22 protein-coding genes and 1 pseudogene are annotated in these 24,158 nt (G+C 68.1%); 8 read left to right on the plus strand and 15 right to left on the minus strand.

What is annotated here, in order from left to right; all coding sequences use genetic code 11:
• Positions 1-4 precede the first annotated feature (4 nt).
• The 3 genes from KIT53_RS03040 to KIT53_RS03050 all read left to right on the plus strand — a co-directional run bounded on the left by KIT53_RS03040 (position 5) and on the right by KIT53_RS03050 (position 4,975).
• Positions 5-754 (plus strand): GNAT family N-acetyltransferase, encoded by a 750-nt coding sequence (locus tag KIT53_RS03040; RefSeq protein WP_297747437.1) that lies wholly within the window; start codon positions 5-7, stop codon positions 752-754.
• Between the two features lie 110 nt (positions 755-864).
• Complete coding sequence (clpB, locus tag KIT53_RS03045) at positions 865-3,471, plus strand: ATP-dependent chaperone ClpB (RefSeq protein WP_297747440.1); 2,607 nt, start codon at positions 865-867, stop codon at positions 3,469-3,471.
• A gap of 79 nt (positions 3,472-3,550) precedes the next feature.
• A complete protein-coding gene (locus tag KIT53_RS03050; protein ID WP_297747443.1) occupies positions 3,551-4,975 on the plus strand; it encodes a coniferyl aldehyde dehydrogenase in 1,425 nt (474 codons plus the stop codon).
• Between the two features lie 61 nt (positions 4,976-5,036).
• Here KIT53_RS03050 and KIT53_RS03055 read toward each other — a convergent pair whose 3' ends face one another.
• Both KIT53_RS03055 and KIT53_RS03060 read right to left on the minus strand, forming a co-directional pair.
• Entirely contained in the window at positions 5,037-6,137 is a 1,101-nt protein-coding gene (locus tag KIT53_RS03055; protein ID WP_297747446.1) for an NAD(P)-dependent alcohol dehydrogenase, read from the minus strand.
• A gap of 133 nt (positions 6,138-6,270) precedes the next feature.
• Entirely contained in the window at positions 6,271-6,525 is a 255-nt protein-coding gene (locus KIT53_RS03060; protein WP_297747449.1) for a hypothetical protein, read from the minus strand.
• Between the two features lie 91 nt (positions 6,526-6,616).
• Here KIT53_RS03060 and arsC point away from each other — a divergent pair.
• A pseudogene (arsC, locus tag KIT53_RS03065) lies at positions 6,617-6,988 on the plus strand (arsenate reductase (glutaredoxin)); the annotation flags it as partial.
• 202 nt (positions 6,989-7,190) lie between these two features.
• On the opposite strand, the gene KIT53_RS03070 reads toward arsC, so the two are convergent.
• Positions 7,191-8,030 carry a helix-turn-helix transcriptional regulator gene (locus tag KIT53_RS03070; RefSeq protein ID WP_297747452.1) on the minus strand — a complete coding sequence of 280 codons (840 nt, stop codon included), beginning with the start codon at positions 8,028-8,030 and terminating at the stop codon, positions 7,191-7,193.
• Positions 8,031-8,106: 76 nt separating this feature from the next.
• Between KIT53_RS03070 and KIT53_RS03075 the strand changes: the two genes are divergently transcribed.
• Both KIT53_RS03075 and KIT53_RS03080 read left to right on the plus strand, forming a co-directional pair.
• Positions 8,107-9,357 carry an MFS transporter gene (locus tag KIT53_RS03075; protein ID WP_297747455.1) on the plus strand — a complete coding sequence of 417 codons (1,251 nt, stop codon included), beginning with the start codon at positions 8,107-8,109 and terminating at the stop codon, positions 9,355-9,357.
• Between the two features lie 167 nt (positions 9,358-9,524).
• Entirely contained in the window at positions 9,525-12,077 is a 2,553-nt protein-coding gene (locus KIT53_RS03080) for a DUF1631 family protein (protein ID WP_297747458.1), read from the plus strand.
• A 12-nt stretch (positions 12,078-12,089) separates the two neighbouring features.
• On the opposite strand, the gene KIT53_RS03085 is transcribed toward KIT53_RS03080, so the two are convergent.
• Positions 12,090-12,407, minus strand: a complete 318-nt coding sequence (locus KIT53_RS03085) for a hypothetical protein (RefSeq protein ID WP_297747461.1) — start codon at positions 12,405-12,407, stop codon at positions 12,090-12,092.
• 96 nt (positions 12,408-12,503) lie between these two features.
• On the opposite strand from KIT53_RS03085, the gene KIT53_RS03090 reads away from it, so the two are divergent.
• Together KIT53_RS03090 and KIT53_RS03095 are read left to right on the plus strand one after the other, a co-directional pair.
• On the plus strand, positions 12,504-12,758 hold the full coding sequence (locus KIT53_RS03090; protein ID WP_297747464.1) for a helix-turn-helix transcriptional regulator: 255 nt from the start codon (positions 12,504-12,506) through the stop codon (positions 12,756-12,758).
• A 29-nt stretch (positions 12,759-12,787) separates the two neighbouring features.
• A complete protein-coding gene (locus tag KIT53_RS03095) occupies positions 12,788-13,168 on the plus strand; it encodes a VOC family protein (protein ID WP_297747467.1) in 381 nt (126 codons plus the stop codon).
• A 25-nt stretch (positions 13,169-13,193) separates the two neighbouring features.
• Here the strand turns inward: KIT53_RS03095 and KIT53_RS03100 are convergent, their stop codons facing one another.
• The 11 genes from KIT53_RS03100 to KIT53_RS03150 all read right to left on the minus strand — a co-directional run bounded on the left by KIT53_RS03100 (position 13,194) and on the right by KIT53_RS03150 (position 24,151).
• Positions 13,194-13,889: a DUF4019 domain-containing protein gene (locus tag KIT53_RS03100; protein ID WP_297747470.1), complete on the minus strand. Its 696-nt coding sequence runs from the start codon at positions 13,887-13,889 to the stop codon at positions 13,194-13,196.
• Positions 13,890-13,927: 38 nt separating this feature from the next.
• Positions 13,928-14,680: a C39 family peptidase gene (locus KIT53_RS03105; RefSeq protein WP_297747473.1), complete on the minus strand. Its 753-nt coding sequence runs from the start codon at positions 14,678-14,680 to the stop codon at positions 13,928-13,930.
• Between the two features lie 161 nt (positions 14,681-14,841).
• Entirely contained in the window at positions 14,842-15,720 is an 879-nt protein-coding gene (locus tag KIT53_RS03110) for a sugar phosphate isomerase/epimerase family protein (protein WP_297747476.1), read from the minus strand.
• A gap of 91 nt (positions 15,721-15,811) precedes the next feature.
• On the minus strand, positions 15,812-16,999 hold the full coding sequence (locus KIT53_RS03115; protein ID WP_297747479.1) for a dihydrodipicolinate synthase family protein: 1,188 nt from the start codon (positions 16,997-16,999) through the stop codon (positions 15,812-15,814).
• 4 nt (positions 17,000-17,003) lie between these two features.
• Positions 17,004-18,179, minus strand: a complete 1,176-nt coding sequence (locus KIT53_RS03120) for a Gfo/Idh/MocA family oxidoreductase (RefSeq protein ID WP_297747484.1) — start codon at positions 18,177-18,179, stop codon at positions 17,004-17,006.
• A gap of 37 nt (positions 18,180-18,216) precedes the next feature.
• A complete protein-coding gene (locus KIT53_RS03125; protein ID WP_297747487.1) occupies positions 18,217-19,572 on the minus strand; it encodes an enolase C-terminal domain-like protein in 1,356 nt (451 codons plus the stop codon).
• Entirely contained in the window at positions 19,569-20,402 is an 834-nt protein-coding gene (locus KIT53_RS03130) for a sugar phosphate isomerase/epimerase family protein (RefSeq protein ID WP_297747490.1), read from the minus strand. Before KIT53_RS03130 ends, KIT53_RS03125 begins: the two co-directional genes overlap by 4 nt.
• Complete coding sequence (locus KIT53_RS03135; RefSeq protein ID WP_297747493.1) at positions 20,399-21,901, minus strand: tripartite tricarboxylate transporter permease; 1,503 nt, start codon at positions 21,899-21,901, stop codon at positions 20,399-20,401. The genes KIT53_RS03130 and KIT53_RS03135 overlap by 4 nt, the downstream gene beginning before the upstream one ends.
• A 9-nt stretch (positions 21,902-21,910) precedes the next feature.
• Positions 21,911-22,402: a tripartite tricarboxylate transporter TctB family protein gene (locus KIT53_RS03140; protein ID WP_297747495.1), complete on the minus strand. Its 492-nt coding sequence runs from the start codon at positions 22,400-22,402 to the stop codon at positions 21,911-21,913.
• Positions 22,403-22,417: 15 nt separating this feature from the next.
• On the minus strand, positions 22,418-23,425 hold the full coding sequence (locus KIT53_RS03145; protein ID WP_297747498.1) for a tripartite tricarboxylate transporter substrate binding protein: 1,008 nt from the start codon (positions 23,423-23,425) through the stop codon (positions 22,418-22,420).
• 75 nt (positions 23,426-23,500) lie between these two features.
• Positions 23,501-24,151, minus strand: a complete 651-nt coding sequence (locus tag KIT53_RS03150; protein ID WP_297747501.1) for a TetR/AcrR family transcriptional regulator — start codon at positions 24,149-24,151, stop codon at positions 23,501-23,503.
• Positions 24,152-24,158 lie beyond the last annotated feature (7 nt).

Genomic DNA, 24,158 nt, shown 5'->3' on the forward strand with positions numbered 1-24,158 from the left:
GCACATGGGTCCTGCGGATGTCGAAACCCTGGAGCGCGCCACATTGCAGGCGGTGGCGCCGCAGGCCGTGGAGACCTGGCCGGGCTGGCTGCTGCCCATGGACGCTGGCACTGTGGGCCGCGCCCACAGCGCGGTGCCCCTGAGCCACGCCGTACCGGCCGCCGAAGCCGCTTCGGCCATCGTGGCGCGCTACGAGGCCCGTGGGTTCGCACCGGTGTTCCGCCTGCCCGATCTGGCGGCGTTCGAGGGCATGCAGCGCGAGCTGCAGGGGAAGGGATTCCAGCGCCACCAGCCTACCTTGACGCAGACCACCCAGGTGGAGCGCCTGCTCGCGGTGCCCACCGCCGGCCCACCCGGCGAACTCGCAACCCGGCCCGACGCCGCCTGGATGGCCATGTTCCTGGGTGAAGGCCTGGACCCGGTGGACGGCGCCAGCCGCTCCCGAGCCCTGGGCCGCGCCAGCGGCACCCTGTTCGCCAGCCTGCGCGAGGACGGGCAGACCCTGGCCTGCGGCGCAGCCTCTTTCGGGCACGGCTGGCTGGGCGTGCACGGCATGCGCACGGCGGCCGCCCAGCGGGGCAGGGGACTGGCTGGCCGGCTGCTGCACACCATGGCGCTGGAGGCCAGGCGGCGTGGCATCGACCGCGTGTTCCTGCAGGTGGACGCCAGCAACCAGCCGGCCCTGGCGCTCTACCGCCGCCTCGGCTTCGCCACCGCCTGGCCTTACGCCTACTGGCGCCGCGGCGACGCTTGATCTGGGTCAAGGGCAGCGGCCTCGGTGGTTGGCTTGGCCGCCCGCCGCCTTGAAAATGGCGCAGGCACTCCCATGTGCTGGGAAGTTCTGAATACACGGAGAGCCCATCCATGCGCCTCGACAAACTCACCACCAAGTTCCAGGAAGCCCTGAGTGAAGCCCAGACCCTCGCGCTGGGCAGTGACCACGCCTACATCGAACCCGCTCACCTGCTGCTGGCGCTGCTGCGCCAGACCGACGGGCCGCAGTCCCTGCTGCAACGGGCCGGTGTCAACGTGCCTGGCCTGACCAAGGCCACCGAGGCCGCGGTCAAGCGCCTGCCCGAAGTGCAGGGGCAGGACCAGGTTCAGGTCGGCCCCGAATTGGCCAAGCTGCTGCAGGCCACCGAGAAAGAGGCCATCAAACGCGGCGACCAGTTCATCGCCAGCGAGCTGTTTCTGCTGGCCGTGGCCGACAGCAAGGGCGAACTCGGCCGCATCGCCAACGAGAACGGCCTGAGCCGCAAGAGCCTGGAGGCGGCCATCACCGCCGTGCGCGGCGGGCAGAAGATGGACAGCCCTGAGGCCGAGGGCCAGCGCGAAGCGCTCAAGAAATACACCCTGGACCTGACCGAGCGGGCCCGCCAGGGCAAGCTCGACCCGGTGATCGGTCGCGACGACGAGATCCGCCGTGCCATCCAGGTGTTGCAGCGCCGCTCCAAGAACAACCCCGTGCTCATCGGCGAGCCCGGCGTGGGCAAGACCGCCATCGTCGAAGGTCTGGCCCAGCGCATCGTCGCGGGCGAGGTGCCCGATTCCCTCAAGGGCAAGCGCGTGCTCAGCCTGGACATGGCCGCGCTGCTGGCTGGCGCCAAGTTCCGGGGCGAATTCGAGGAGCGCCTCAAGACCGTGCTGAACGAGCTTGCCAAGGACGAGGGCCAGACCATCGTCTTCATCGACGAGCTGCACACCATGGTGGGTGCGGGCAAGGCCGAAGGTGCCATCGATGCCGGCAACATGCTCAAGCCCGCGCTGGCGCGCGGCGAATTGCATTGCGTGGGCGCCACCACGCTGGACGAATACCGCAAGTACATCGAGAAGGACGCCGCGCTGGAGCGCCGCTTCCAGAAGATCCTGGTGGGCGAACCCACGGTGGAGGCCACCATCGCCATCCTGCGCGGCCTGCAGGAAAAGTACGAGGTGCACCACGGCGTGGAAATCACCGACCCGGCCATCGTGGCCGCGGCCGAGCTGAGCCACCGTTACATCACCGACCGCTTCCTGCCGGACAAGGCCATCGACCTCATCGACGAGGCCGCCGCCAAGATCAAGATCGAGATCGACTCCAAACCCGAGGTCATGGACCGGCTCGACCGCCGCCTGATCCAGTTGCAGATCGAGCGCGAAGCCGTGAAGAAGGAAAAGGACGAGGCCTCGCAGAAGCGCTTCGAACTGATCGAGGAAGAGATCACGCGCCTGCAGAAAGAGATCGCCGACTACGAGGACATCTGGAAAGCCGAGAAGGCACAGGCCCAAGGCTCCGCGCAGGTGAAGGAAGAGATCGACAAGCTGCGCTACCAGATCGAGGAGTTCACCCGCAAGGGCGACTTCAACAAGGTCGCCGAGCTGCAGTACGGCAAGCTTCCCGAGCTGGAGAAGCGCCTGAAGGACGCGCAGGCCGCCGAGACCAGCAAGAAGGAGGGCGGCCGGCCGCAGTTGCTGCGCACCCAGGTGGGCGCGGAAGAGATTGCCGAAGTCGTGGCGCGCGCCACCGGCATTCCGGTGAGCAAGCTCATGCAGGGCGAGCGCGACAAGCTGCTGCAGATGGAAGAGAAGCTGCACCAGCGCGTGGTCGGCCAGGATGAAGCCATCAGCGCGGTGGCCAATGCCATCCGCCGCTCGCGCTCGGGCCTGTCCGATCCGAACCGCCCCACCGGCTCTTTCCTCTTCCTGGGTCCCACCGGCGTGGGCAAGACCGAGCTGTGCAAGGCGCTCGCTGGATTCCTGTTCGACAGCGAAGACCACCTGGTGCGCATCGACATGAGCGAGTTCATGGAAAAGCATTCCGTGGCCCGGCTCATCGGCGCTCCGCCCGGCTACGTGGGCTATGAGGAGGGTGGCTACCTCACCGAGGCCGTGCGCCGCAAGCCCTACAGCGTGCTGCTGCTCGACGAGGTGGAGAAAGCCCACCCCGACGTGTTCAACGTGCTGCTGCAGGTGCTGGACGATGGCCGCCTCACCGACGGCCAGGGCCGCACCGTGGATTTCAAGAACACGGTCATCGTGATGACGAGCAACATCGGCTCGCACATGATTCAGGCCATGGTCGGCGAGCCGTACGACGAGGTGAAGGAAGCCGTGTGGGGCGAACTCAAGAACCACTTCCGCCCGGAGTTCCTCAACCGCATCGACGAGACCGTGGTGTTCCACGCGCTCGACGCCAAGCACATCGAGTCCATCGCGGCCATCCAGCTCAAGGCGCTGGAAAACCGCCTGGCGAAGATGGACCTGCACCTGCGGGTCTCGCCTTCGGCCCTGGCGGAGCTGGCCAAGGTCGGCTTCGACCCGGTGTTCGGCGCCCGGCCGCTCAAGCGCGCCATCCAGCAGCGCATCGAGAACCCGCTCTCGAAGTACCTGCTGGAAGGTCGTTACCCGCCCAAGTCGGTGATCCCGGTCGAGGTCGACCCCGTGCGCGACCCTGGCGTGTTCCAGTTCGGCGAGGGCATCGTCGAAGCCTGAACGCGAGCCCGGCCGCCATCCATCGCGGATGGAGGCCGGGCTCTACCCACGGCGGCATCGCCGGCCTATCATGGCCCATATGACGCAGATCCCGCCCACCATCCCCCCGCAGGCGATCTTCGAGGCGCAGTACAGCGCCAGCCGCGCCCAGATCGACGTGCCGCTGAGCCTGCGCCGCGACCGGCTCGGGCGCCTGCGCACCCTGATCGAAACCCACGCCGACACGCTCAGCGAAGCCGTTGCAGCCGACTTTGGCGTGCGTGCGAAAGCGCTGACCGAAGTGGCCGACCTGTTCGTGCTGCGCGCCGCCATCGGCCAGTTGCACCGCCAACTGCCGCGCTGGATGAAGCCCCGCCGCGTGGCCACGCCGCTGTACCTGATGCCCGCGCGCGGCCACGTGCAGCGGCAGCCACTGGGGGTGGTTGGCGTCATCGGGCCCTGGAACTACCCCCTTCAGCTCACGTTCGGCCCCGCCGCTGCGGCCTTGGCGGCCGGCAACCGCGTCATGCTCAAGCCCAGCGAGCTCACGCCACACACCTCGGCGCTCATGGCCTCGCTGGTGCAGCAGGTTTTCGCGGCCGACGAATTCAGCGTCGTGCTGGGCGGTGCCGATGTCGCGCAGGCCTTTGCCCAACTGCCGTTCGACCACCTCTTCTTCACCGGCTCCACCGCCGTCGGCCGTCTGGTGGCCACCGCTGCGGCGGCCAACCTCACACCCACCACACTGGAGCTTGGCGGCAAATCCCCCTGCGTGATCGACGCTTCCTGCGACCTGGGCGATGCCGCCATCAAGATCGCCCACGGCAAGCTCTTCAACGCGGGGCAGACCTGCATCGCGCCAGACTACGTGATGATCCCGCGCGGCCAGGAGGCCGCCTTTGAAGCCGCCTACACCGCCGCCGTGGCCCGGCTCTTCCCCACCATCGCCGGCAACCCCGACTACGCCGCCATCGTCAGCGATCGCCACCTCGCGCGCCTGCAGGCGCTGCTGGACGAAGCCCGCACCAGCGGCGCGCGCGTGGTCGACGTCTCGCCCACCGCCCCCGCCATCCAGGCCACGTCGCGCCAGATGAACCCCACGCTGGTGTTCAACCCACAGGCCGACACGCGGCTGATGAACGAAGAACTCTTCGGCCCCATCCTCCCGGTGCTGAGCTACGACAACCTGGACGACGCCATCACCACCATCAACCGCCGCCCGCGCCCGCTGGCGCTCTACTGGTTCGGCCGCGACACCGCCGCGCGCGACCGTCTGCTCAACAACACCGTGAGCGGCGGCGTGACCGTCAACGACACCCTCATGCACGTCGCCCACGAAGGCCTGCCCTTCGGCGGCGTGGGTGAGAGCGGCTGGGGTGCCTACCACGGTGAAACCGGCTTCCTGCGCTTTACCCAGCAGAAGCCCGTGCTGGTTCAATCCCGCTGGGCCATGGGCAACCTGTTCTACCCGCCCTATGGGCCGAGGTTCGAGCGGGTGATGGGATTGATCAAGCGCTGGCTTTGACGTGGTGTTGGAGTGGCTTGCTTTCGCTCGTACTGTGGGTGGGGCGGCCGATTGGGCTAATTCAAGGCGTGATCGCCACCTTCAGGACCCCGTCCCGCTGGTGCGAGAACAGGTCGTACGCGGCCACGATGTCGTCCAGCCGGTAGTGGTGGGTCACCATCAATCCCAGGTCCAGGCGTTGGGACGCCAGCACGTTCATCAGGCGGCGCATGCGTTCCTTGCCGCCGGGGCACAGGGCGGTGACGATGCGGTGGTCGCCCAGGCCGGCGGCGAAGGCGGAGAGCGGAATGGTGAGGTCGCTCGAGTACACGCCCAGGCTGGAGAGCGTGCCACCCGGCTTGAGCACGCGCAGCGCGGACTCGAAAGTGCCTTGGGTACCCAGGGCCTCGATGGACGAGTCGGCCCCTTTGCCGCCGGTGATCTTCATCACTTCGTCGACCACATCGCACTGATGGAAATTCAGCGTCACGTCCGCGCCGAGCTTCTTCGAGATGCCCAGGCGGTGCTCGTTGCCATCGACCGCGATGATGGTGGAGGCACCCAGCAACCGCGCGCCCGCCGTGGCGCACAGGCCGATGGGGCCCTGCGCGAACACCACCACGGTGTCGCCGATGCGGATGTTGGCGTTCTCCGCGCCTTTGAAGCCGGTGGACATGATGTCCGGGCACATCAGCACCTGCTCGTCGGTCAGCCCGTCGGGGATCGGTGCCAGGTTGGCCTGTGCGTCGGGCACCAGCACGTACTCGGCTTGCGTGCCGTCGATCAGGTTGCCGAAGCGCCAGCCAGCCGTGGCTTTGTAGCCGTGGCAGCCACACAGGCCCTGCGGGACCAGGTAGCTGCCGTCCTGCGAGGGTGCGCCGTCCTGCGCGGCGTAGGAGTTGAAGTTGGGGCAGATGGCGCCGGCGATCACGCGCTGGCCTTCTGTGTAACCCATCACCGCGCTGCCCAGTTTCTCGATCACGCCCACCGGCTCATGGCCCACGGTCAGGCCCTTGGCCACCGGGTATTCGCCTTTGAGGATGTGGACGTCGGTGCCGCAGATGGTGGTGGTGGTGATGCGCACCAGCGCATCGTTGGGACCGACGTCAGGGACGCGTTTGTCCGCGAGTTCGATGCGGCCGGGTTCGACGAACACAGCCGCTCTCATCATTGCCTTGCCCATGGTGTTGCTCCTTGCATCGGGTCGAAAACGCAAGGCCCACTGTAGGCAGGCACCCGCCGCTGATCAAGCTCGCAGGGCGTGCGGACAGCCGCATTCGACAGCTTGCTTGATGCAGGTCAACCGGACTGGCCGCTCAGGCATCGGAGAGGGCGTCGTCGTCGACGGCGACGGAGGCGCTGGCCGTGGTTGTGTCGTACAGATAGCCTTGCTGCTGCAAGGTGCGGGCGAGACCCGAGACATCTTCGCCGAGCAGCAGGGACAGCTCGTGCACGCCGCGCCGCCCGTTGGCCATGAGCACCAGTGTGTGGGCCTGCCGGCCCAGCAGGTCGGGGCGGGCCAGGGCCTCCCAGGCCTGGGGGGTCTTGTTGTAGCAGTGGATGTCCGGCATGTTGTTTGTTCTCCCTGAATGCGCGGGCGATTGTGCCCGCTTCCTGTGACAGGTTTTTGTACCCTGCAGGGCTCCGGTATCCTCGCCGGCCATGAACGCACCCCAGTCCACCTCCCCAGCCGACGTCACCATCTTCCACAACCCCGCCTGCGGCACGTCGCGCCAGGTGCTGGCCACGATCCGCGAAGCGGGGATGGAACCGATGGTGGTGGAGTACCTCAAGACGCCCTACACGCGGTCACAGCTGGTGGCGTTGATGACGGCGGCCGGCCTGGGGGCCCGTGAGCTGTTGCGCAGCAAGGGCCCTCTGTACGAAGAACTCGGCCTGGCGGCCGGCCATTGGACGGAAGAACAGCTCATTGACCAGATGGTGGCCCACCCGGGGCTGGTGAACCGGCCCATCGTCGTCACGCCCAAGGGCACGCGCCTGTGCCGTCCTGCGGACGTGGTGCGCGAGATTCTCTGATCCGGGGCTAACACCCCCGCCTGCGGTACCCAAAGGGGAGGTGCCCGCATGCGCCAACAATTGCGCTGGATCGGCTGAAGGTCGCGCATTGCAGCTGGGCGTGCATTTCGGGAACTGCGCCCAGTTCATGTGCTGGGGCGGGCAGTGCGACGTGCGGGTCGAGCCGTAAGCGGGCCGCCGCAGACCGCGCCCAGGCAGCTCAGGCCTGTTGTCCCTGCGCCTGCAAACCCCAGCGCGTGGGCGCATGGCCCATGGCGGCCTTGAACATCGCGCTGAAGGCGCTGTCGCTCGCATAGCCCGTGGCCGCCGCCACCTGGCCGATGGGCACGCCGCGCGCCAGCAGGGGCAGGGCGTGCGCGAGCACGGCCTGTTGCCGCCAGCGCTGGTAGGTGGTGCCCAGTTCCTCGCGGAAAAGCCGCGCCACGGTGCGCTCGCTGGCCCCCGTGTCGGCGGCCCACTGCGCCAGCGTGGCCCGTTCGCCCGGGGCGTTGAGCACCGCCTCGCACAAGGCTCGCAGGCGCTTGTCGCGCGGCAGGGGGACTCCCAGAGACTGCGTGTCGGCATGGGCCAGCTCGTCCAGCACCAGGCGGATGAGCAGCTGCTCGCGCGCGGGTTCGGCGGCGCGGCGGGTGGCCGCGTCCATGGCCTGCACCAGTTCGCGCAACAGCGAAGAGACCACGATCATGCGGCAGGACAGCCAGCCCGGCGGCGTCGCCTCGGCGTGGACGTAGAGCGTGCGCAGCTCGGCGGCTTCCTTCACGGTGACCGCATGGCGCGTGCCGGGTGGAATCCAGACCGCGCGAGAGGGCGGCACGATGTAGGTCACGGCCTGCAGGTTGGCCTCGTCGGGCGCGGCCATCACCTGCACGATGCCGGTGGCGCAGTAGGCGAGTTGGCCCCAGGGGTGGCGATGCGGCTCGAAGTGGGTGTCGGCGGCCAGGGCGCGGGCGCGCACCCGCACGGGGCGCGCCGTGTCCGGGGTGAAGGCATCCGAGTCACCCAGGGGGGTGGGGCGGGGCTTGCGGCGGGGAATCGGCATGTGGGTTGGCGGGTATTCTTGGAAAGGTGTCGGATCGTCGCGATCCAGCACCGGGTGCCAAGTCTACGATCTCGCCATGTCTTCCTCAAGCTCCGCCCTTCCCGCTGCACCCGTTCCCCTGCGCCAGGACGCCAGCCTCATCGGCCTGGTAGGACTGGCCCACATGGTCAGCCACTTCAGCCAACTGTTGCTGGCGCCGCTGTTCCCCTGGCTCAAGGAAGCGTTCAACGCCAGCTACGCCGAGCTGGGCTTTCTCATGACGATTTTCTTCGTCGTCTCTTGCGGCGTGCAGACCGCCTCCGGCTTCGTGGTGGACCGCTTTGGGCCACGCCCCGTGCTCTTTGGCGGGCTGGCGCTGCTGGGGGTCGCGGGCCTGGGGTATGCCATGAGCACCAACTACTGGATGATGGCGTTCTTCGCCGCCGTGGCCGGCGTGGGCAACGGGGTCTTTCACCCGGTGGACTACACCCTGCTCAACCGCAAGGTCAGCGCGCCGCGCCTGGGCCACGCCTACAGCGTGCATGGCATTACCGGTAGCCTGGGCTGGGCGATCGCGCCCGCCTTGGTGGTGCCCATCGCCATGGCGTATTCCTGGCGCGTGGCACTGGCCTGCGCTGCCGCGGTGGCCTTCGTGGTGCTGGCGGTGCTGTGGTTCCACCGCGAGCGCCTGAGTCTGCCGGCCGCGCCGCGCGCCACCCCGGCCACCGGGGCCACGGCTGCGGTGCAGGAGCACCCCATGGCCTTCATGCGCATCCCGGCGGTGTGGATGTGCTTCGCGTTTTTCTTCTTCTACGCCATGGCCTTGAGCGTGGTGCAGGCCTTCGCGCCGGAGGCGGCGCGCCAGCTTCACGGCGTGCCGCTGACCCTGGTGGCGGTCTGCCTGTCCACCTACATGGTGTGCTCCGCCTCGGGCATGGTGCTGGGGGGCTTCCTGGCGTCCGACCCCGCGCGCTGCGAGCGCGTGGTCGGCGTGGGCTTTGGCATCGCCGCGGCCATTGCGCTGCTGCTCGGGCTGGGCCACCTGCCGTCCCTGATGGTGCCGGTGCTGTTCGGCGCCATGGGCTTCGCCGCCGGCATCGCCGGGCCTTCGCGCGACCTGCTGGTCAAGCGCTCCACCCCCGAGAACGCCACCGGCCGGGTCTATGGCGTCGTGTATGCCGGGCTGGACATCGGCCAGGCCGTGGCGCCGCTGATCTTCGGTGTGCTGATGGACCACGGCCAGTTCCGCGGTGTGTTCATCGGGCTGGCGGTGGTGCAGGCGGTGCTGATCGCCAGCGCCTTCAACGTGCGGCGGGTCCGGCGCACCGTCCTGGTGCCTGCGGTTTGAATCCTTTCTGCTTCATCTGACCGCTGCCGCCCAGGGGCAGGTCGCGGCCACGCGACCTCCGGTGGCGGTGGCGCTCCAGGTGGTCACGTCTTTTACCGTTGCCCGGGGTATAACAACAACTCGTTTCCCCTCTCTTACCGCGCGGCAGAACACCGCAGACAGAGTCCATGACGGTGCCTTCCCGATTGCTGCAGCAGTGCTTCCAGGAAGCACGCAACAGCGCTGCCGAACTGATCGCGCGCAGCACAGACGCGGCCATCGCGAGCCTGCAGGCGGCGGAAAAGGCCTCGGGAGAAGTCCGCCAGCGCGACCGCCTGGCGCTGGCCTGGTGGGGGCTGCTGCAGAACAAGATCCATTGGGGCAACAGCTTTCCCCAGCAACTCCATGAAGCGCTGGAGGCCGCCCCCGAGGTGCAGAGTTCGCGCCCCTCGCTGCTGGGCGAGTCTTCGCTGCTTTCGCTGGTGGAAGACGAAGCGGTCAACGAATCCCTGGAATCCGCGCGCCTGGTGCACAGCCTCATGCCCGCCGTGGAGCAGCAGCTCGGCGTGCTCGACGCCCTCATGAGTTCGGTGCTGGGGCTGCCCACCGTGCAGCCCGAGCGCAATCCCATGCGCCCCTCGGTGTTCGTGCGTGCCCTGGGCGAAACCATGGCCGCGGTGGAGCAGGATCCGGAGATGCGCGGCCTGTGGTTGCGGCACATGGGCACCGCGCTGGGCAGCGAACTCCAGAAGCTCTACGAACGCATCGCGCTGATGCTGCAGCGGGCCAATGTGCGCGAGGCCGGCTACCGCGTGCGCCTGGCCGCCGACGGCGGCCACTCGACACGCTCGGGCGGCTTGTCCACGCGCTCAGGTGGCCTGTCCACCCGCTCGGGGGAGCTGGGCGGCGGCCACGCCAGTGCCAGCCATTGGGCCGATCTCAGCGGCCCGGTCAGCCTGCCCGACCGCCCGAGCTGGGCCATGGCCGAAGCCCTGCCGCCCATGCACGAGCTCGCGCGCCTGCGCAGCGCCGTCGACAACCAGGTGTTCCATGAATTCCTGAACCACGGCGGCAGCCATTTCGACCAGGCGCTGACCGCGGACTACTACGAGCAGGCCAGTGAGGAGCTGGCCGCCATCGAGGCCTTCGCCGCGATCCCGGTGCTCGACGAGTCCATGATCCTGGAGCAGAGCACGCGCTACCGGGACCTGCCCGTGGTGGACCGGCCCGCCCGCGAGGTGGGCACCGCCAGCCAGCTCAGCAGCAAGGCCTGGGGCGAATTTGCCGCCGCCCACGAGCGCGCGCGCGTGCTCATCCACCTCAAGCAGAAAGCCCAGCGCGTGGCCCAGGCCGTGGGCCTGGACCTGGTGCGCACCCTGGTCAGCCAGGTGGCGCGCGACCCGCTGCTGCTGGCGCCGGTGCGCGAAGCCGTGGTGGCGCTGGAGCCCGCGCTCCTGCGGCTGGCCCTGGCCAATCCACGCTTCTTCAACGAGGACCACCACCCCGGCCGGCGCCTGGTGGAGAGCGTCGCCCAACGCAGCTTCAAGTACAACGACGAGTTCCTGCCGGAGTTCGATGCCTTCTTCGAGCCCGTGCGCAAGGCCTTCAGCGGCCTCAATGCCAGCGCCACCAGCGACCCCCAGGTCTTTGCCGACGCGCTGGCCGGCCTGCAGGGCCGGTGGGAGCAGGAAGACCGCCAGGAGCAGCAGGCGCAGGACCCCAGCCTCAAGGCCATCCGCTTCGCCGAAGAGCGCCAGGCCCTGGCCGACCAGATCGCCTGGGAGCTCAGCCAGCGCCCCGATGTGGAAAACGCACCCGGCGTGATCCTGGACTTCCTCTATGGCCCCTGGTCGCTGGTGATCGCCTCCGCCCAGCTCAACGACAGCCAGCGCCAGGCCGACCCCGGCGGCTACCGCAAGACCGTCTCCAACCTGCTGTGGAGCGTCAAGAAGGAGGTCACGCTCAAGCTGCCCAAGCAACTCTTCGCCATGGTGCCCGGCATGCTCGCCAACCTGCACGAAGGCCTGGACATGCTGGGCAAGACGCGCGAGGAAACCAAACCCTTTTTCGATGCGCTCATGCGCCTGCACCAGCCGGTGCTCGGCCTGCGCCGCGCGCGCATACGCCACGACGCGCAGAACTCCGCGCTCGAACACGCGGAAGCCACCGATTCGGCGCCGCCGTCCTCCATGAACATGGAACTCGACGAAACCCTGCCGGCCACGCCAGAGCAGCGCAAGCCGCGCCCCCAGGCCCAGCCCTGGCTGGCCCAGCGCGAGCTCGAAGCAGCGGGGTTCCAGGACACGCAGCCCAGCGACCACGGCGAACTCGAATCCCGCCCCGCCGCAGAGCCCATGCCCGAAGCGCACGACGCTGCGGAAGACCTGCCGCCCACCGTGCCGGGCCTGAGCGCGCAGGAAGCGCAGGAGCTGCAATCCATCCAGGCCGAAGCCATCCTGGCTGGCCTGCGCGAGGGCGACTGGGTCGACCTCTACTCGCACCGGGAATGGCTGCGCGCCCAACTCGTCTGGGCCAGCAACAAAGGCACGCTGTTCATGTTCGTCAGCCACGGTGGCCGCCCGCACTCCATGACCAAGCGCAGTTGCGAACGGCTGATTGCCAACCGCCAGTTGCGGCCGATCGACGCGCAGGGCGGCGTGGTGAAAAAGGCGCTCAAGGCCATGAAGAACGCCGAGACGCATCCGGCCCAGGCCCGGGCGGTGGCGCCCGAGGCGGCCTGACGAGGCCCGGCCTCACGGCCGCCGCAGGTCCTGCACCACGGTCTCCTGCAGCGTCCGGGTGTCTTGCAGCAAGGCGTCTATCTGCCTCTGCATCTCTTCGTTGAACGCCCGCACCATGGCCGCCAGATGGCCATGTACCTCGCGCCAGGCCTGGGCATCCAGGTCGTCGCCCGGGCCCTGCGCCAGGGCTTGCCCGAGGCCGGCGTAGGCGCCCATGAAGACCTTCAGCCCCCAGGCCTGCTGGGCGGACCGGGCGACCAGGGCGAGGACTTCGGGCGGGTACGGCGAGGTGTAGGTGTCGGGTTGGCGCTTGTGCGCGGTTTCGGTCATGGGTGGCCTCCTGGCAGACTGGCGCCGCCGTTTCCATGGTTGATTTGAGAAGCAAAATCCGTGGATGCAAATGTAGCATTTTGCGATTCTCGCGAGGTGCCTGCGAAACCCACTCCCCCTAGAAAGAAGCCCGCAAAGGGTGATCTGCGTGGCGTTCTCGCCTGGCATGTGCGCACGCTCCGGGTGGAGCAGGGCTGGTCCCAGGAGGCGCTTGCTCACGCCTGTGAACTCGACCGGACGTACGTCTCCGCCATAGAGCGCAGCGTCTGGAATGTGTCGCTGTCCAATATTGAGCGGCTGGCGAATGCGCTGGGCGTGGAGGCTTGGGAACTGCTCAAGCCGATTCCCTGATCTGATAGGCCTTTCCAAGGAGACAAGCCATGTCCGCAAACGCCCACGCCATCAGTTGGTTCGAGATCCCGGTCCGGGACTTCGAGCGTGCCAGGGCCTTCTACGCAGCGGTGCTTGGGCGCCCGGTGCAGTCCATGGACATGGGGCCGGTCAAGATGGGTTTTCTCGCGCCCGAGCCCGGTGTGGTGGGTGGGGCCATCGTGCAGGGTGAGGACGGCACCGCGCCGTCCCGGCAGGGCACCACCGTGTACCTGAACGGCGGCGATGACCTGGCGGCCATGCTGGCCCGGGTGGAGCCCGCGGGCGGTTCGATCGCCGTGCCCAAGACCGAGATCGGCAACGACTTCGGCTTCTTCGCGCACTTCATCGACACCGAAGGCAACAAGGTCGGGCTGCATTCGATGCGGTGACGGTGGGCGGTGGCGCGGCGCCCGGTCAGGGCGTTTCAGGGGCGTTGCCGCATTGGTTGTTGAGACAGGGGAAGACGTTGTGAAAGAGCACCCCCCAGGTGTTCTTGTCCACGGCCATCACCCAGATGGGTTCATGCACGCGGTTGCCGTCCTTGAACGTCGTGACGAACGCATACAGCCTGAAGGGTCCGACGGTCCCATCCGGCAGTGTTGCAACGCTTGACACACCGTTGCGCACCCTCTTTTCAACATCACCGAAAGGGGTCCTGTGCGTGCGGAACACTTCGATCACTTCGTCTCGCGAGAAGCGCTTCTTGCCTTCGGGAGACAGCGCGTCGTAGGCTTCGCCGTAGCGCCCGGCGTCGGTCAGCCTGAGATGGTCTTCGACGACCCGGGATGGGTCGGTCTTGGGCCACACCCCTGGCGGTGTGACGGCGCGCTCGGGCTGAAAGACGTACACAAGGACGAAAAGCGCCAAGGAACCGCTGGCGCGCAACAGCCAGCGGTGCCTGACCTGCAGTCTGCCCGGCAGCGCGGCACCGAACCCGGCCGCGGCCAACGCCGAGACCAGATGCACGAGCCTGGCCTGGTCTTCCGTGAGTGGCGCGTCGGTCCTGAAGACCAGCCACAGCAGCACAGAGATGAACAGCACCCCAAAGACGAAGACCAGGTACTTGTCCAGAACGGCAGGGGCCGTACCGGATGGAGAGGATGCGTTCATGGACAGACCTCCGGCGGAGTGGGGCGGGCGAGGGCCCGTTACTGGATCTGGTGAATGGTGTTGGCCCAGTTCATCAATGACACGAAGGCCGCATGGCTCACCGAGTACTGGCCCGGGCGGGTCTGGGTACCGCCCGCGATGAAGTAAGGGTTGGGCTGGAGGGGAAACGCCGCGTAGGGGAAGGGATCGTTCACGATGAGGCGCGCACCTCCGCCGGTGGCGTCGTACCCCACGATGACGGCGATGTGTTGTGACAGATTGGGATAGGCGTAGCCTCCTGGCGAGATGCCTGCCACGATGGGGCGGTTGCCGTTGATCTGAGCGGCCACCTGATCGAACGACAGCGGGCTGAACAACAGGGCGCTGGAAAGGTGGCGAGACGGCGTGACGCGCGAGACGACGGCGCCATAGTTGTTGATCAGCACGTGCATCTGACTCATGGGGCCGATGGCTTGCACGCAGGTGAAGCAGTTGACCGCGCATGGGCCACCGAAGTACGCCGCGACGATGCCGCATTGGTAGTTCGCATTCAAGGCGGGCAGGCCATAGTGGCGAAACACCATCTCCGCCGAAGCGGCCCAGCACCACACTTCGGTTTGCTGGGCAATGGGGGCTATGGACAAGGTTCTGGCGCCCGAGGCGGGAGGGACGGGGCTTTCGTCGTCTGCGCCGCCGCAGGCGATGAGGGCGGCGAGGGCCAGCAGCAACAGCCATCGGAAGAAGGCCGTTGGCAACCTGTCAGCGGCCGCGCGCGTCGGCTGACGCACGATCTGTTCACTCGCGGTATGCATCGATCCCCCCTTCCACTGTCCATCGGCGGCTCAGTCCGAGCCGGCCTGTGGTGGGGGTTATCCCATTTTTTCGCGGTTCATGGAGAGGAAATCGGCCCCTGGGGCACGGTGCATCCCCCATTTGTGTATCCGGCCGGCCTGTGACCGGCGAGGGGGCCTGTTCACACCGCGCTGCGGTGTCGCTCAATGCAGGTGTTCAGCACCTCGTCGCGCTCGCGTTGCCACCAGTTGGCGGTAGAGAAGATTTCCACTTCGCTGAAACCGGTGAAGCCCTGGTCTTCGACCCAGCCGCGGATGCGCGGGATGTCGATCACGCCGTCGCCCATCATGCCCCGGTCGTTGAGCAGGTCGGTGGTGGGGGTGAGCCAGTCGCAGACGTGGAAGGCGAGCAGACGCTTGGCGCCGGCGCGTGCGATCTGGGCCTGCAGCTTGGGGTCCCACCAGACGTGGTACACGTCCACCGCCACGCCCAGGGCGCCGGTCTGTTCCGGATCGAAGGTGTCGCAGAGGTCCAGCGCGTGCTCCAGGGTGTTCACGCAGGCGCGGTCGGCGGCGTACATGGGGTGCAGCGGCTCGATGGCCAGGGGCATGCCGCTGGCCCTGGCATGGCCGAGCAGTTCTCCGATGCCGTCGTGCACCTGCTGGCGCGAGAGCGCGATGTCCTTGTGCGCCGCTTTGCCCGCCAGTGCGCCAGGCAGTGCTCCGACCACGAGCACGAGGCAGGCGGCGCCGAGTTCGCAGGCTTCGTCCACGGCGCGTCGGTTGTCGTCGTGCGCGGCGCTCAGGCCCGCGCCGTCGGTGGCGGTGAACATGCCGCCGCGGCAGTAGCCGGAGAGCTTCAGGCCGTGGGTCTTCACCTGCTGCCGGATGGTGGGCAGCCCGCTGGCGGCGACCTGGTCGCGCCAGGGCGAGATGGCGGGAATCTGCAAGCGCGCGCAGGCCTCGATGATGCCGGTCAGTGGCTGTTCCTGGCCAAGGCTCTTGCGCACCGTCGCGGTGTTGATGGAAAGCCAGCGGTGGTCTTGGGAGAAGTCGCGCATGTGGGTGGTGTGTGGGTGCTGAGCTTGTGGAGGGCTTCGACAGGCTCAGCCCGAACGGGGGGGGGGCCTTTGGGGGGCTTGGCCGGCGTGGTCAGGGCTGGACGCCGTGCAGGGCCAGCAGCGTGTTCATGCGCCGTACCGCGAGATCGGGTTGTTCCAGCAGGTTGGCGGCATCGGCCAAGCGCAGCAGTTCGGCCAGGTGGGGCAGGGAGCGTGTGCTTTGCTGGCCGCCGACCATGGTGAAGTGGTCCTGGTGGCCGTTGAGCCAGGCCATGAAGACCACACCGGTTTTGTAGAAGCGCGTGGGGGCCTGGAAGATGTGGCGCGACAGCGGCACGGTGGGGCCGAGGATGGCGTGGAACTTCGCCTCGTTGCCCTGGGCCAGTTCGCCCAGCGCGGCGGCGGCGGCGGGGGCAATGGCGTCGAAGATGCCCAGCAGGGCGTCGCTCTGCCCGTGCGTGGGCGAGCTGCCGTGGCCGTCGCCGGCGATGAGTTCGGCGTAGTTGAAGTCGTCGCCGGTGTACATGCGCACGCCGGCCGGCAGGCGGCGGCGCATGGTGATTTCCTTGTCTTTGTCGAGCAGGGATATCTTGATGCCGTCCACTTTGTCGGGGTGCGCGGCGATCACGGCCAGTGCGGTGTCCATGGCCTTGCCGGTGTCGTCGCTGCCCCAATAGCCTTTGAGCGCAGGGTCGAACATGTCGCCCAGCCAGTGCAGGATCACCGGCTGTTTCGCCTGGCTGAGGATGCGGTCGTAGACGCGCTCGTAGTCGGCCGGGCTGCGGGCCACGCGGGCCAGGGCGCGGCTGGCCATGACGATGAGTTTGCCGCCGAGTTTCTCGATGGCGGCCATCTGTTCCTCGTAGCCGGCGGTGACATCGTCGACGGTCTTCACGTTGTCCAGCACCAGGTGATCGGTGCCGCAGCCCGAGGCCACCAGCGCGCCGGGAACGTCCTTGGCGGCATCGAGCGAGCGACGAATCAGTTCCAGCGAGGTCGGCCAGTCCAGTCCCATGCCGCGTTGCGCGGTGTCCATGGCCTCGGCCACACCCAGGCCGAGCGACCAGAGGCGGCGCCGGTAGGCGATGGTGGCGTCCCAGTCCACCGCGCACTGCAGCCAGGGGTCGATGGCGGCCAGCGGGTCGGCGACCACGTGGGCGGCCGAGTAGGCGATGCGGTTGAACTTCACACCGGCCGCGGGTTTCACGGGCGTGGTGCCGCGCAGTGTGTAGGTTGCGATCTGCCCGGAGGGGCTCGGGAGTTTCAGAGACAGTGCCATGGTGTCAGACCTTCAGCGGTTGGACGTCGACCCAGCGGCGCTCCTGCCAGCTTTGCAGCGCGGCTTCCACCAGTTGCACGCCCTTGGCGCCTTCGGGCAGCGTCCATTTGTAGGGTGCGTTTTCCACCACGTGGCGGATGAAGTGTTCCCACTGGATCTTGAAGCCGTTGTCGTAGACCACGGAGTCGGGGATCTCCTGCCATTGGTCGAAGAAGTTCATGTTCTGCTTGATGTCGGGGTTCCACACCGGGCGTGGCGTGGCCACGCGCGACTGGGCGCGGCAGGTCTGCAGGCCGGCCACGGCGGAGCCGTCGGTGCCGTCCACGTGGAAGGTGACGAGGTCGTCGCGCCGCACGCGCGTGACCCAGCTCATGTTGATCTGCGCGATCACCGGCTCGCCGTTGTGGCCGGTGAGCTCCACGGTGGCATAGGCGGCGTCGTCGGCGGTGCAGTCGTAGGGCTGGCCGGCTTCGTCCCAGCGGCGGGGAATGTGCGTGGTGCCCAGGCAGGAGACCGACTTGACCTCGCCAAACAGGTTGTCCAGCACGTAGCGCCAGTGGCACATCATGTCCAGGATCATGCCGCCGCCATCTTCCTTGCGGTAGTTCCAGCTCGGGCGCTGGATGGGCTGCAGGTCGCCCTCGAACACCCAGTAGCCGAATTCCAGGCGCACGCTGAGCATGCGGCCGAAGAAGCCGGCGCGGCGCAGCATGTCGAGCTTGCGCAGGCCGGGCAGGAAGAGCTTGTCCTGCACCGCGCCGTGCCGAAGCCCCTGACTGCGGCCGGCCTCTTCGGCCAGGCGCGCGATCTCCACCGCTTCGTTCAGGTTGGTGGCGATGGGTTTTTCGCAGTAGACGTGCTTGCCCGCGCGCAGCGCCTTGGCCAGCAGGGCCGGACGCATCTGGGTGGTGCCGGCGTCGAAGAAGACGGTGTCTTCGGTGTTGGCGAGCGCGGCGTCCAGGTCTGTGCCCCAGCGCGCGATGCCGTGGGCCTTGGCCAGGGCCTCCATCTTGTCGGCGTTGCGTCCGATGAGGATGGGGTCGGGCATGACCTTGTCGCCGTTGGACAGCGTCACGCCGCCTTCGGCGCGGATGGCGCAGATGGAGCGGATCAGGTGCTGGTTCATGCCCATGCGACCGGTCACGCCGTGCATGATGAGGCCGAGTCGTTGTGTTGCCATGTGGGGTCTCCGTGAAGGCGTATGTGAGAGAGAGGAATCAGTGAATGGCCTGCAGGCTGTGCCAGTGCGGCGCGGCGGCGCTGGCGAAACCTGGCGTGTGCAGGGAGGAGAGATCGAGCTGGCCGTTGCGCACCGCGAGGTGAGGGCGACCGTTCGCGCCCCTTTCGTAGAAGCCGGGGTGCGCGGTTGCGAAGGCCTGCGCTTCTTCGTCGGGCGCGGCGCCAAAGCCGTCCACGTAGTGGTGACCGTTGCGTTCGATGTGGCGCACGCCCAGGCTGGCGGCGAGCAGCGTGTCCTGCTGCACCGCCAGGCCGGCCTGGCAGGTGAGGTCTTCGCCGGAGAGCAGCAGGCGCGGGTCTTGCGCGATGCGGTGGGCGCTGGCCATGGAGCGGTAGATGCCTTTGCAGGCCTTGCTGGAGATGCCGCGGTAGCCCAGTGCCAGGCCTTGCTGCAACGCTTCGGGGTGGTCGTCGGATTCGTCCAGGATCACCGGCACGCCGATGGGCAGCGAGGCGATGGATTCGCGCAGCGCCACCGCACGCGCCAGCGGCTGTTCCAGCAGCAGCGTGCGGCGCAGCAGATCGGCCAGGGCTGGCTCGGCCTGCAGGGCACGCCAGTGCGCGCCCAGGCTGCTGGCGTCGGTGAAGGTTTCGTTGCCGTCGAGCGTGGCGCGGTAGTCCACGCCCAGGCGCTGCAGCACGGCGGCGATGCGGGTCAGGCGCTCGCGGTCGGCCTCGATCTGGCCGCTGAGCTTGAGCTTGAAGTGGTGCAGGCCGTGGTGTCTGGCGGCCGCCTCCAGCGTGGCCGGCAGGCCGTCTTGCGGGTCGGGTCCTTCGTCGCCATCGGCCAGCCGGTCGGCCAGTCCCACGGTGTGGCGCAGCACCACCCGTGCGGGGTGCGTGATCTCCAGGCGCTGGCTCCAGGGATCGCCCAGCACACCGGCCCGCACGCCATCCACCCAGCCCAGGCCGGTCGCGCGCAAGGCCGCGTCGGCCACGGCCTTGTCCAGCAGCGCCGGGCCGAACTGTGCCGCCAGGCGCGGCAGGCCACGCGCCACCGAGACGCCGATGGCGGTCTCGCCCGAGGCCTGCGAGTGTCCGTAGGGGCTGAGCGCGTCGCTGCCCGCGAGAAAGGCGTCGCGCGCATGGCGCAGCGACTCGCGCAGTTGCTCGAAGTTCTGTTCGTGTGTGAGCGAGGGAGACTTGTCGAACCACTTGGGCACCATCAGCTCGGCGGTGGCACCCTCGAACGACTTGCCGCCGATCTCGGCGCGCACGCGCACGAAGGCCTGCGGGCATTGCGTGACGGTGGCGGCGCCGAAGCGAAACGGCAGCCGCAGCGTGACGTGGCGCTGGAACAGCAGTACCTCGGTGATGCGCAGGGCAGGGGTCATACGGTTTCCCAGAGTTCGCGCACATGGCGCACGCTGGCCTCGGCGCAGCCCAGGCCATCCGGCAGGTAGTCGAACGGTTCCACCGCCATCCAGCCGGCGTAACCCTGCGTCTTGAGGGTCTGCAGCACGGGGCGCTGGTCGGTGTCGCCCTGGCCGGGGCCGCGGCGGTTGCGGTCGTTGAGTTGCACGTGGGCGATGTGGCCGCTGGCCAGGAAGCGCTGCAGTACGGTGTGCACCGGTTCGCTTTCGCTGAGCGAGGCGGCGCTCACGTCCAGCATGGTGCGCAAGGCGGGTGAGCCCACGCGGTCCACCAGCGCGGCGGCTTCGGCCACGGTGTTGATCACCGGGGTCTCGAAGCGGCCCAGCGGCTCCAGGCAGTAGACGACGCCGGCCGCCGCCGCGTGCGGGGCGAGTTCGGCCAGCGCGGATTCCAGGCGCAGGCAGGCGTCGGCCACGCTTTGGCCGGGGCCGGGCGAACGTTGCCCGGGCGAGCCGTGCACCAGCACTTCGCCACCGCAGGCGGCGCAGAAGTCGATCAGGCGGCGCAGCAGGTCCAGCGTGCGCTGGCGCAAGGCCGCGTCGTCGGTCACCAGCGAGAGGCCCTTGGGCTGCACCAGCAGCCAGTGCAGGCTGGAGATGCGCAGGCCATGCCCGGCCGCGGTGGCGGCGACCTGGCGTGCGGCCGCCGCGTCGAGTTGCGTGGGGTCGTCGGTCAGCGTGAAGGGAGCCAGCTCCAGCGCGTCGTAGCCCATGCGCGCGGCGGCTTCGCACTGCGCCGCCAGCGGCAGCGGCCGCAGGACTTCGTTGCACAACGAGAGCCGGGCCTTCATGCTGTGGCCTCGCGGTGGTGGCGCTGGGTGCGGTACACGCTCCAGAGCTTCCAGCCGACGGTGGCGAAGATCAGGGCCGCCACGGTGCCGGCGATGGGGCGGGTGAAGAAGGGCGTGAGGTCGCCGTCGGAGAGCACCAGGGCGCGGCGCAGGTTCTTCTCCAGCAGATCGCCGAGCACGATGCCCAGCACCAGCGGTGCCATGGGGTAGCCGTAGTGGCGCAGGAAGTAGCCGATGACGCCGAAGCCCAGCATCACGTAGACATCGAACAGGCGCCCTGCGATGGCGAAGCTGCCGACCGCGCAGAGCACGAAGATGATGGGCACGATCAGGTGCTGGGGCACGCGCAGCACCTGCACCAGCGCCTTGGTCAGCACCAGGCCGTAGATCAGGATGCCGATGGTGGCGAACAGCATCATGGCCACCACGTCGTAGACGAACTGCGGGCTCTCCACCATGATCAGCGGGCCGGGCTTGACGCCGTGGATGATCATGGCCGCCATCAGCACCGCGGCCGGTGCCGAGCCGGGGATGGCGAGCGTGAGCACCGGTATCATCGCGCCCGGCACGCAGGCGTTGTCGCCGGTCTCGGCGGCCATCAGACCTTCCACCGAGCCCTTGCCGAAAGTCTCCTTCTCTTTGCTCACGCGCTTGGCGGCTGCATAGGAGGACCAGGCGGCCACGTCTTCGCCCACGCCGGGCACGATGCCCACGCCCGTGCCGATGAGGCCCGAGCGCAGGATGGTGCGCCAGTACTGGAACACGTCGCGCACCTTGGGGATCACGGTGTCGAAGGCGCTGATCTTGACCGGCGCCTGCCGCTCGCGCATGGAGGTCAGCAATTCGGCGAAACCGAAGGCGCCCACCAGCGCCGGCACCAGCTGGATGCCGCCGGCCAGGTCGCGCAGGCCCCAGGCGAAGCGTTCGTAGCCGTACTGCGGCTCCTGGCCGATGGTGGCGATGAACAGGCCGGCGATGCCTGCGATCCAGCCTTTGAGTGGGTCGTTGCCCGTGAGCGTGCCGGCGATGATGACGCCGAAGAGCGCGAGCCAGAAGAATTCGTAGGCGCCGAACTTCAGCGCCAGGCCGCCAAGCACCGGCGTGAAGGTGGCCAGGAAGAACATGCCGATCAGCGTGCCCATGACCGATCCGGTGGTGGCGATGCCCATGGCGCGGCCCGCCATGCCCTGGCGGGCGAGGGCGTAGCCGTCCAGGCAGGACGCGGCCGATGCCGGCGTACCCGGGATGTTGAGCAGGATCGCCGAGCGCGAGCCGCCATAGATGGAGCCCACATAGGTGCAGATCAGGATCAGCAGCGCCTGGTTGGGCGGCAGCTTGAGCGTGAGCGTGGTCATGAGCGCCAGCGACATGGTGGCGGTCAGGCCAGGCAGCGCGCCCATGATCACACCCACCAGCGAGGCCAGCAGCGCCAGGCCAATGGTGGAGGGCGTGCTGAAGCTGGCGATCGAATGGCCGAACAGAAGAATGCCGTCGAGCATGGTGCGGGTTCAGGGAAGACGGACCAGGAACACTTCCTGGAAGACCAGGCTGACCACCGCCGAGGTGATCACTCCCGCCAGCAGCGCAACCACCCAGCGCCGCGCCGTGCTGCGCGTGGGGGGCGTGAAGAGCGCGACGAAGGCGGCCACGAAGAGCGCCGTGGCGAGCCAGAAGGGGATGCGGCCTATCAACAGCACCGCATAGACCAGCGCCAGCGCCAGGGTCAGGCCGACGCGCGCGTTGAACAGCGGCGCGGCCCCTTCTTCACCGTGCGGTTCGCGCCGGCTGCGGTGCCAGCCGCGCGCGACCAGCAGCAGCCCAAACAGCACCACCACGGCACCCAGCAGGCCGGGCACGAAGCCCGGCATGGTGTAGAGCTGCGCGCCCATGGCCTCGAAGCGGTCCATGCACAGCGACTCCGCCAGGATCAGCAGGCCAAAGCCCGCCCATGCCGCTCCGCCCCAGATGTCGGAGCGGGCGGATTGTCCACCCTCGGTCATGGCGTGGCGGCGGCGTCAGGGTTTGGGGATGCCCACGGTGTCGGGCGACACCTTGGCCTTGCCGGCGGCCTGCTGTGTCCAGGCGTAGGACTGGATGGCCGGGAAGACCGCCTTTTGCGCCTCTTCCCCGGCCATGGGCGCGAACATGGCGCCGCGCGACTGCGCGTACTTGCGCAAGGCCTCGTTCTTCACCATCTCGGTGGCCCAGATTTTGTCCAGCGTCTGGTACACCTCGGCGGGCGCGCCCTTGGGCACGAAGATGCCAAAGTAGTTGATCGGGTCCTTGAAGCCCGGGATGAACTGCGACAGCGGCGGTATGGTGCCAAAGCCTTCGATCTCGATCGACTTGTCGCCCACCACCGCCAGCGGGCGGATCTTCTTGGCGCGGATCATGTCGGTCTGCTCGGCCGCGAGCTGGGTGGTGACCTGGGTCTCGCCGGAAGCGGCTGCCACGGCCGCGGGGGCGCCGCCGTCGTACGTCACGTGCTTGTAGGTCACGCCAGCAGCGCGCGAGAGCGCCTCGATGGCCGAATGGCCGCTGGAGTTCACCCCGGCGGTGGCCACCGAGATGCTGCCCGGGTTGGCCTTCATGGCCGCCAGCAGATCGTTCATGGTCTTGTACGGCGTGTCGGCATTGACGCCCACCACCGCGATGTGCGCCACGTTCAGGTAGAGGTTCCAGTCGCTGGCCGAGGTGTCCAGCATGCCCAGCACCTTGTAGGTGCCCAGGTCCTTGGCGCCGCCGGCGGTCCAGGTGTAGCCGTCCTTGGGCGCGGCCAGTGCGTTCTTGGTGCCCACCGAGCCCGAGGCGCCGGGCTGGTTCATGATCACGATCTTCTGGCCGAGGTGCTTCTCCAGCTCGGCAGCGGTCACGCGAGTGACCTGGTCCGTGGACCCACCCGGTGCCCAGGGCACGATCAAGGTGATGGGTCGGTCAGGCTTCCATTGGGCCATGGCGCTGGCGGAGGCCAGTGCCAGCAGCGCGGTGCTCAGGACGGTGCGAAGGGTCAGGGTGGTCTTCATGCGTTGTCTCCTGTTAATTCACTGAATGGTGAATAATAGGATCCAGCCTGCCCACCGTCAAGGGCGCGGGCGGGCTCAGTTTCTCAGGACATACCCTAGGATCACGTCGCACATGTGGGAGAGCCTTTCGTTGTGCGCCTTGGGGGTCATGAGGTCACGCCCGAAGATGGCCGAGAGGGTGTGGTTGTTGCCCAGGTAGAAATAGGACATGCCCGCTATCGAGATGTAGAGTTGGACCGGGTCCACGCCCCCGCGGAAGGTGCCCTCGGCGCGTCCGCGCTCCAGGATCCCGGCCAGCATCTCGATCAGCGGCGAGTTGAGCTGCCGGGCCTTCTGCGAGTCGGCCAGGTGCCTGCCGCGGTGCAGGTTGGCGCTGTTGAGCAGGGTGAGGAACTCCGGGTGTTCGAGGTAGTAGTTCCAGGTGAACTCCACCAGCCGGCGCAAGGCGGTCTCGGGCTTGAGGTGCAGCAGATTGAGCTTGCGCTCTTCCTCGCGGATGTCTCGGTAGACCTGTTCGAGCACCGCCTGGAACAGCTTCTCCTTGTCCTCGAAGTAGTAGTAGATCAGGCGCTTGTTCAGGCCTGCGCGCTCGGCGATGCGGTCCATGCGCGCACCGCCCAGGCCGTGCTCGGAGAACTCGTCCCGCGCCGCGGTCAGGATGGTATTCTGCGATCGGTCGGCGTCCCGCAGGCGCTCTTCGACGAGAGGGGTGGATGCAGAGGTCATGATCCGA

It is taken from the genome of Hydrogenophaga sp. (assembly GCF_026125785.1).
GTDB lineage: Bacteria > Pseudomonadota > Gammaproteobacteria > Burkholderiales > Burkholderiaceae_C > Hydrogenophaga.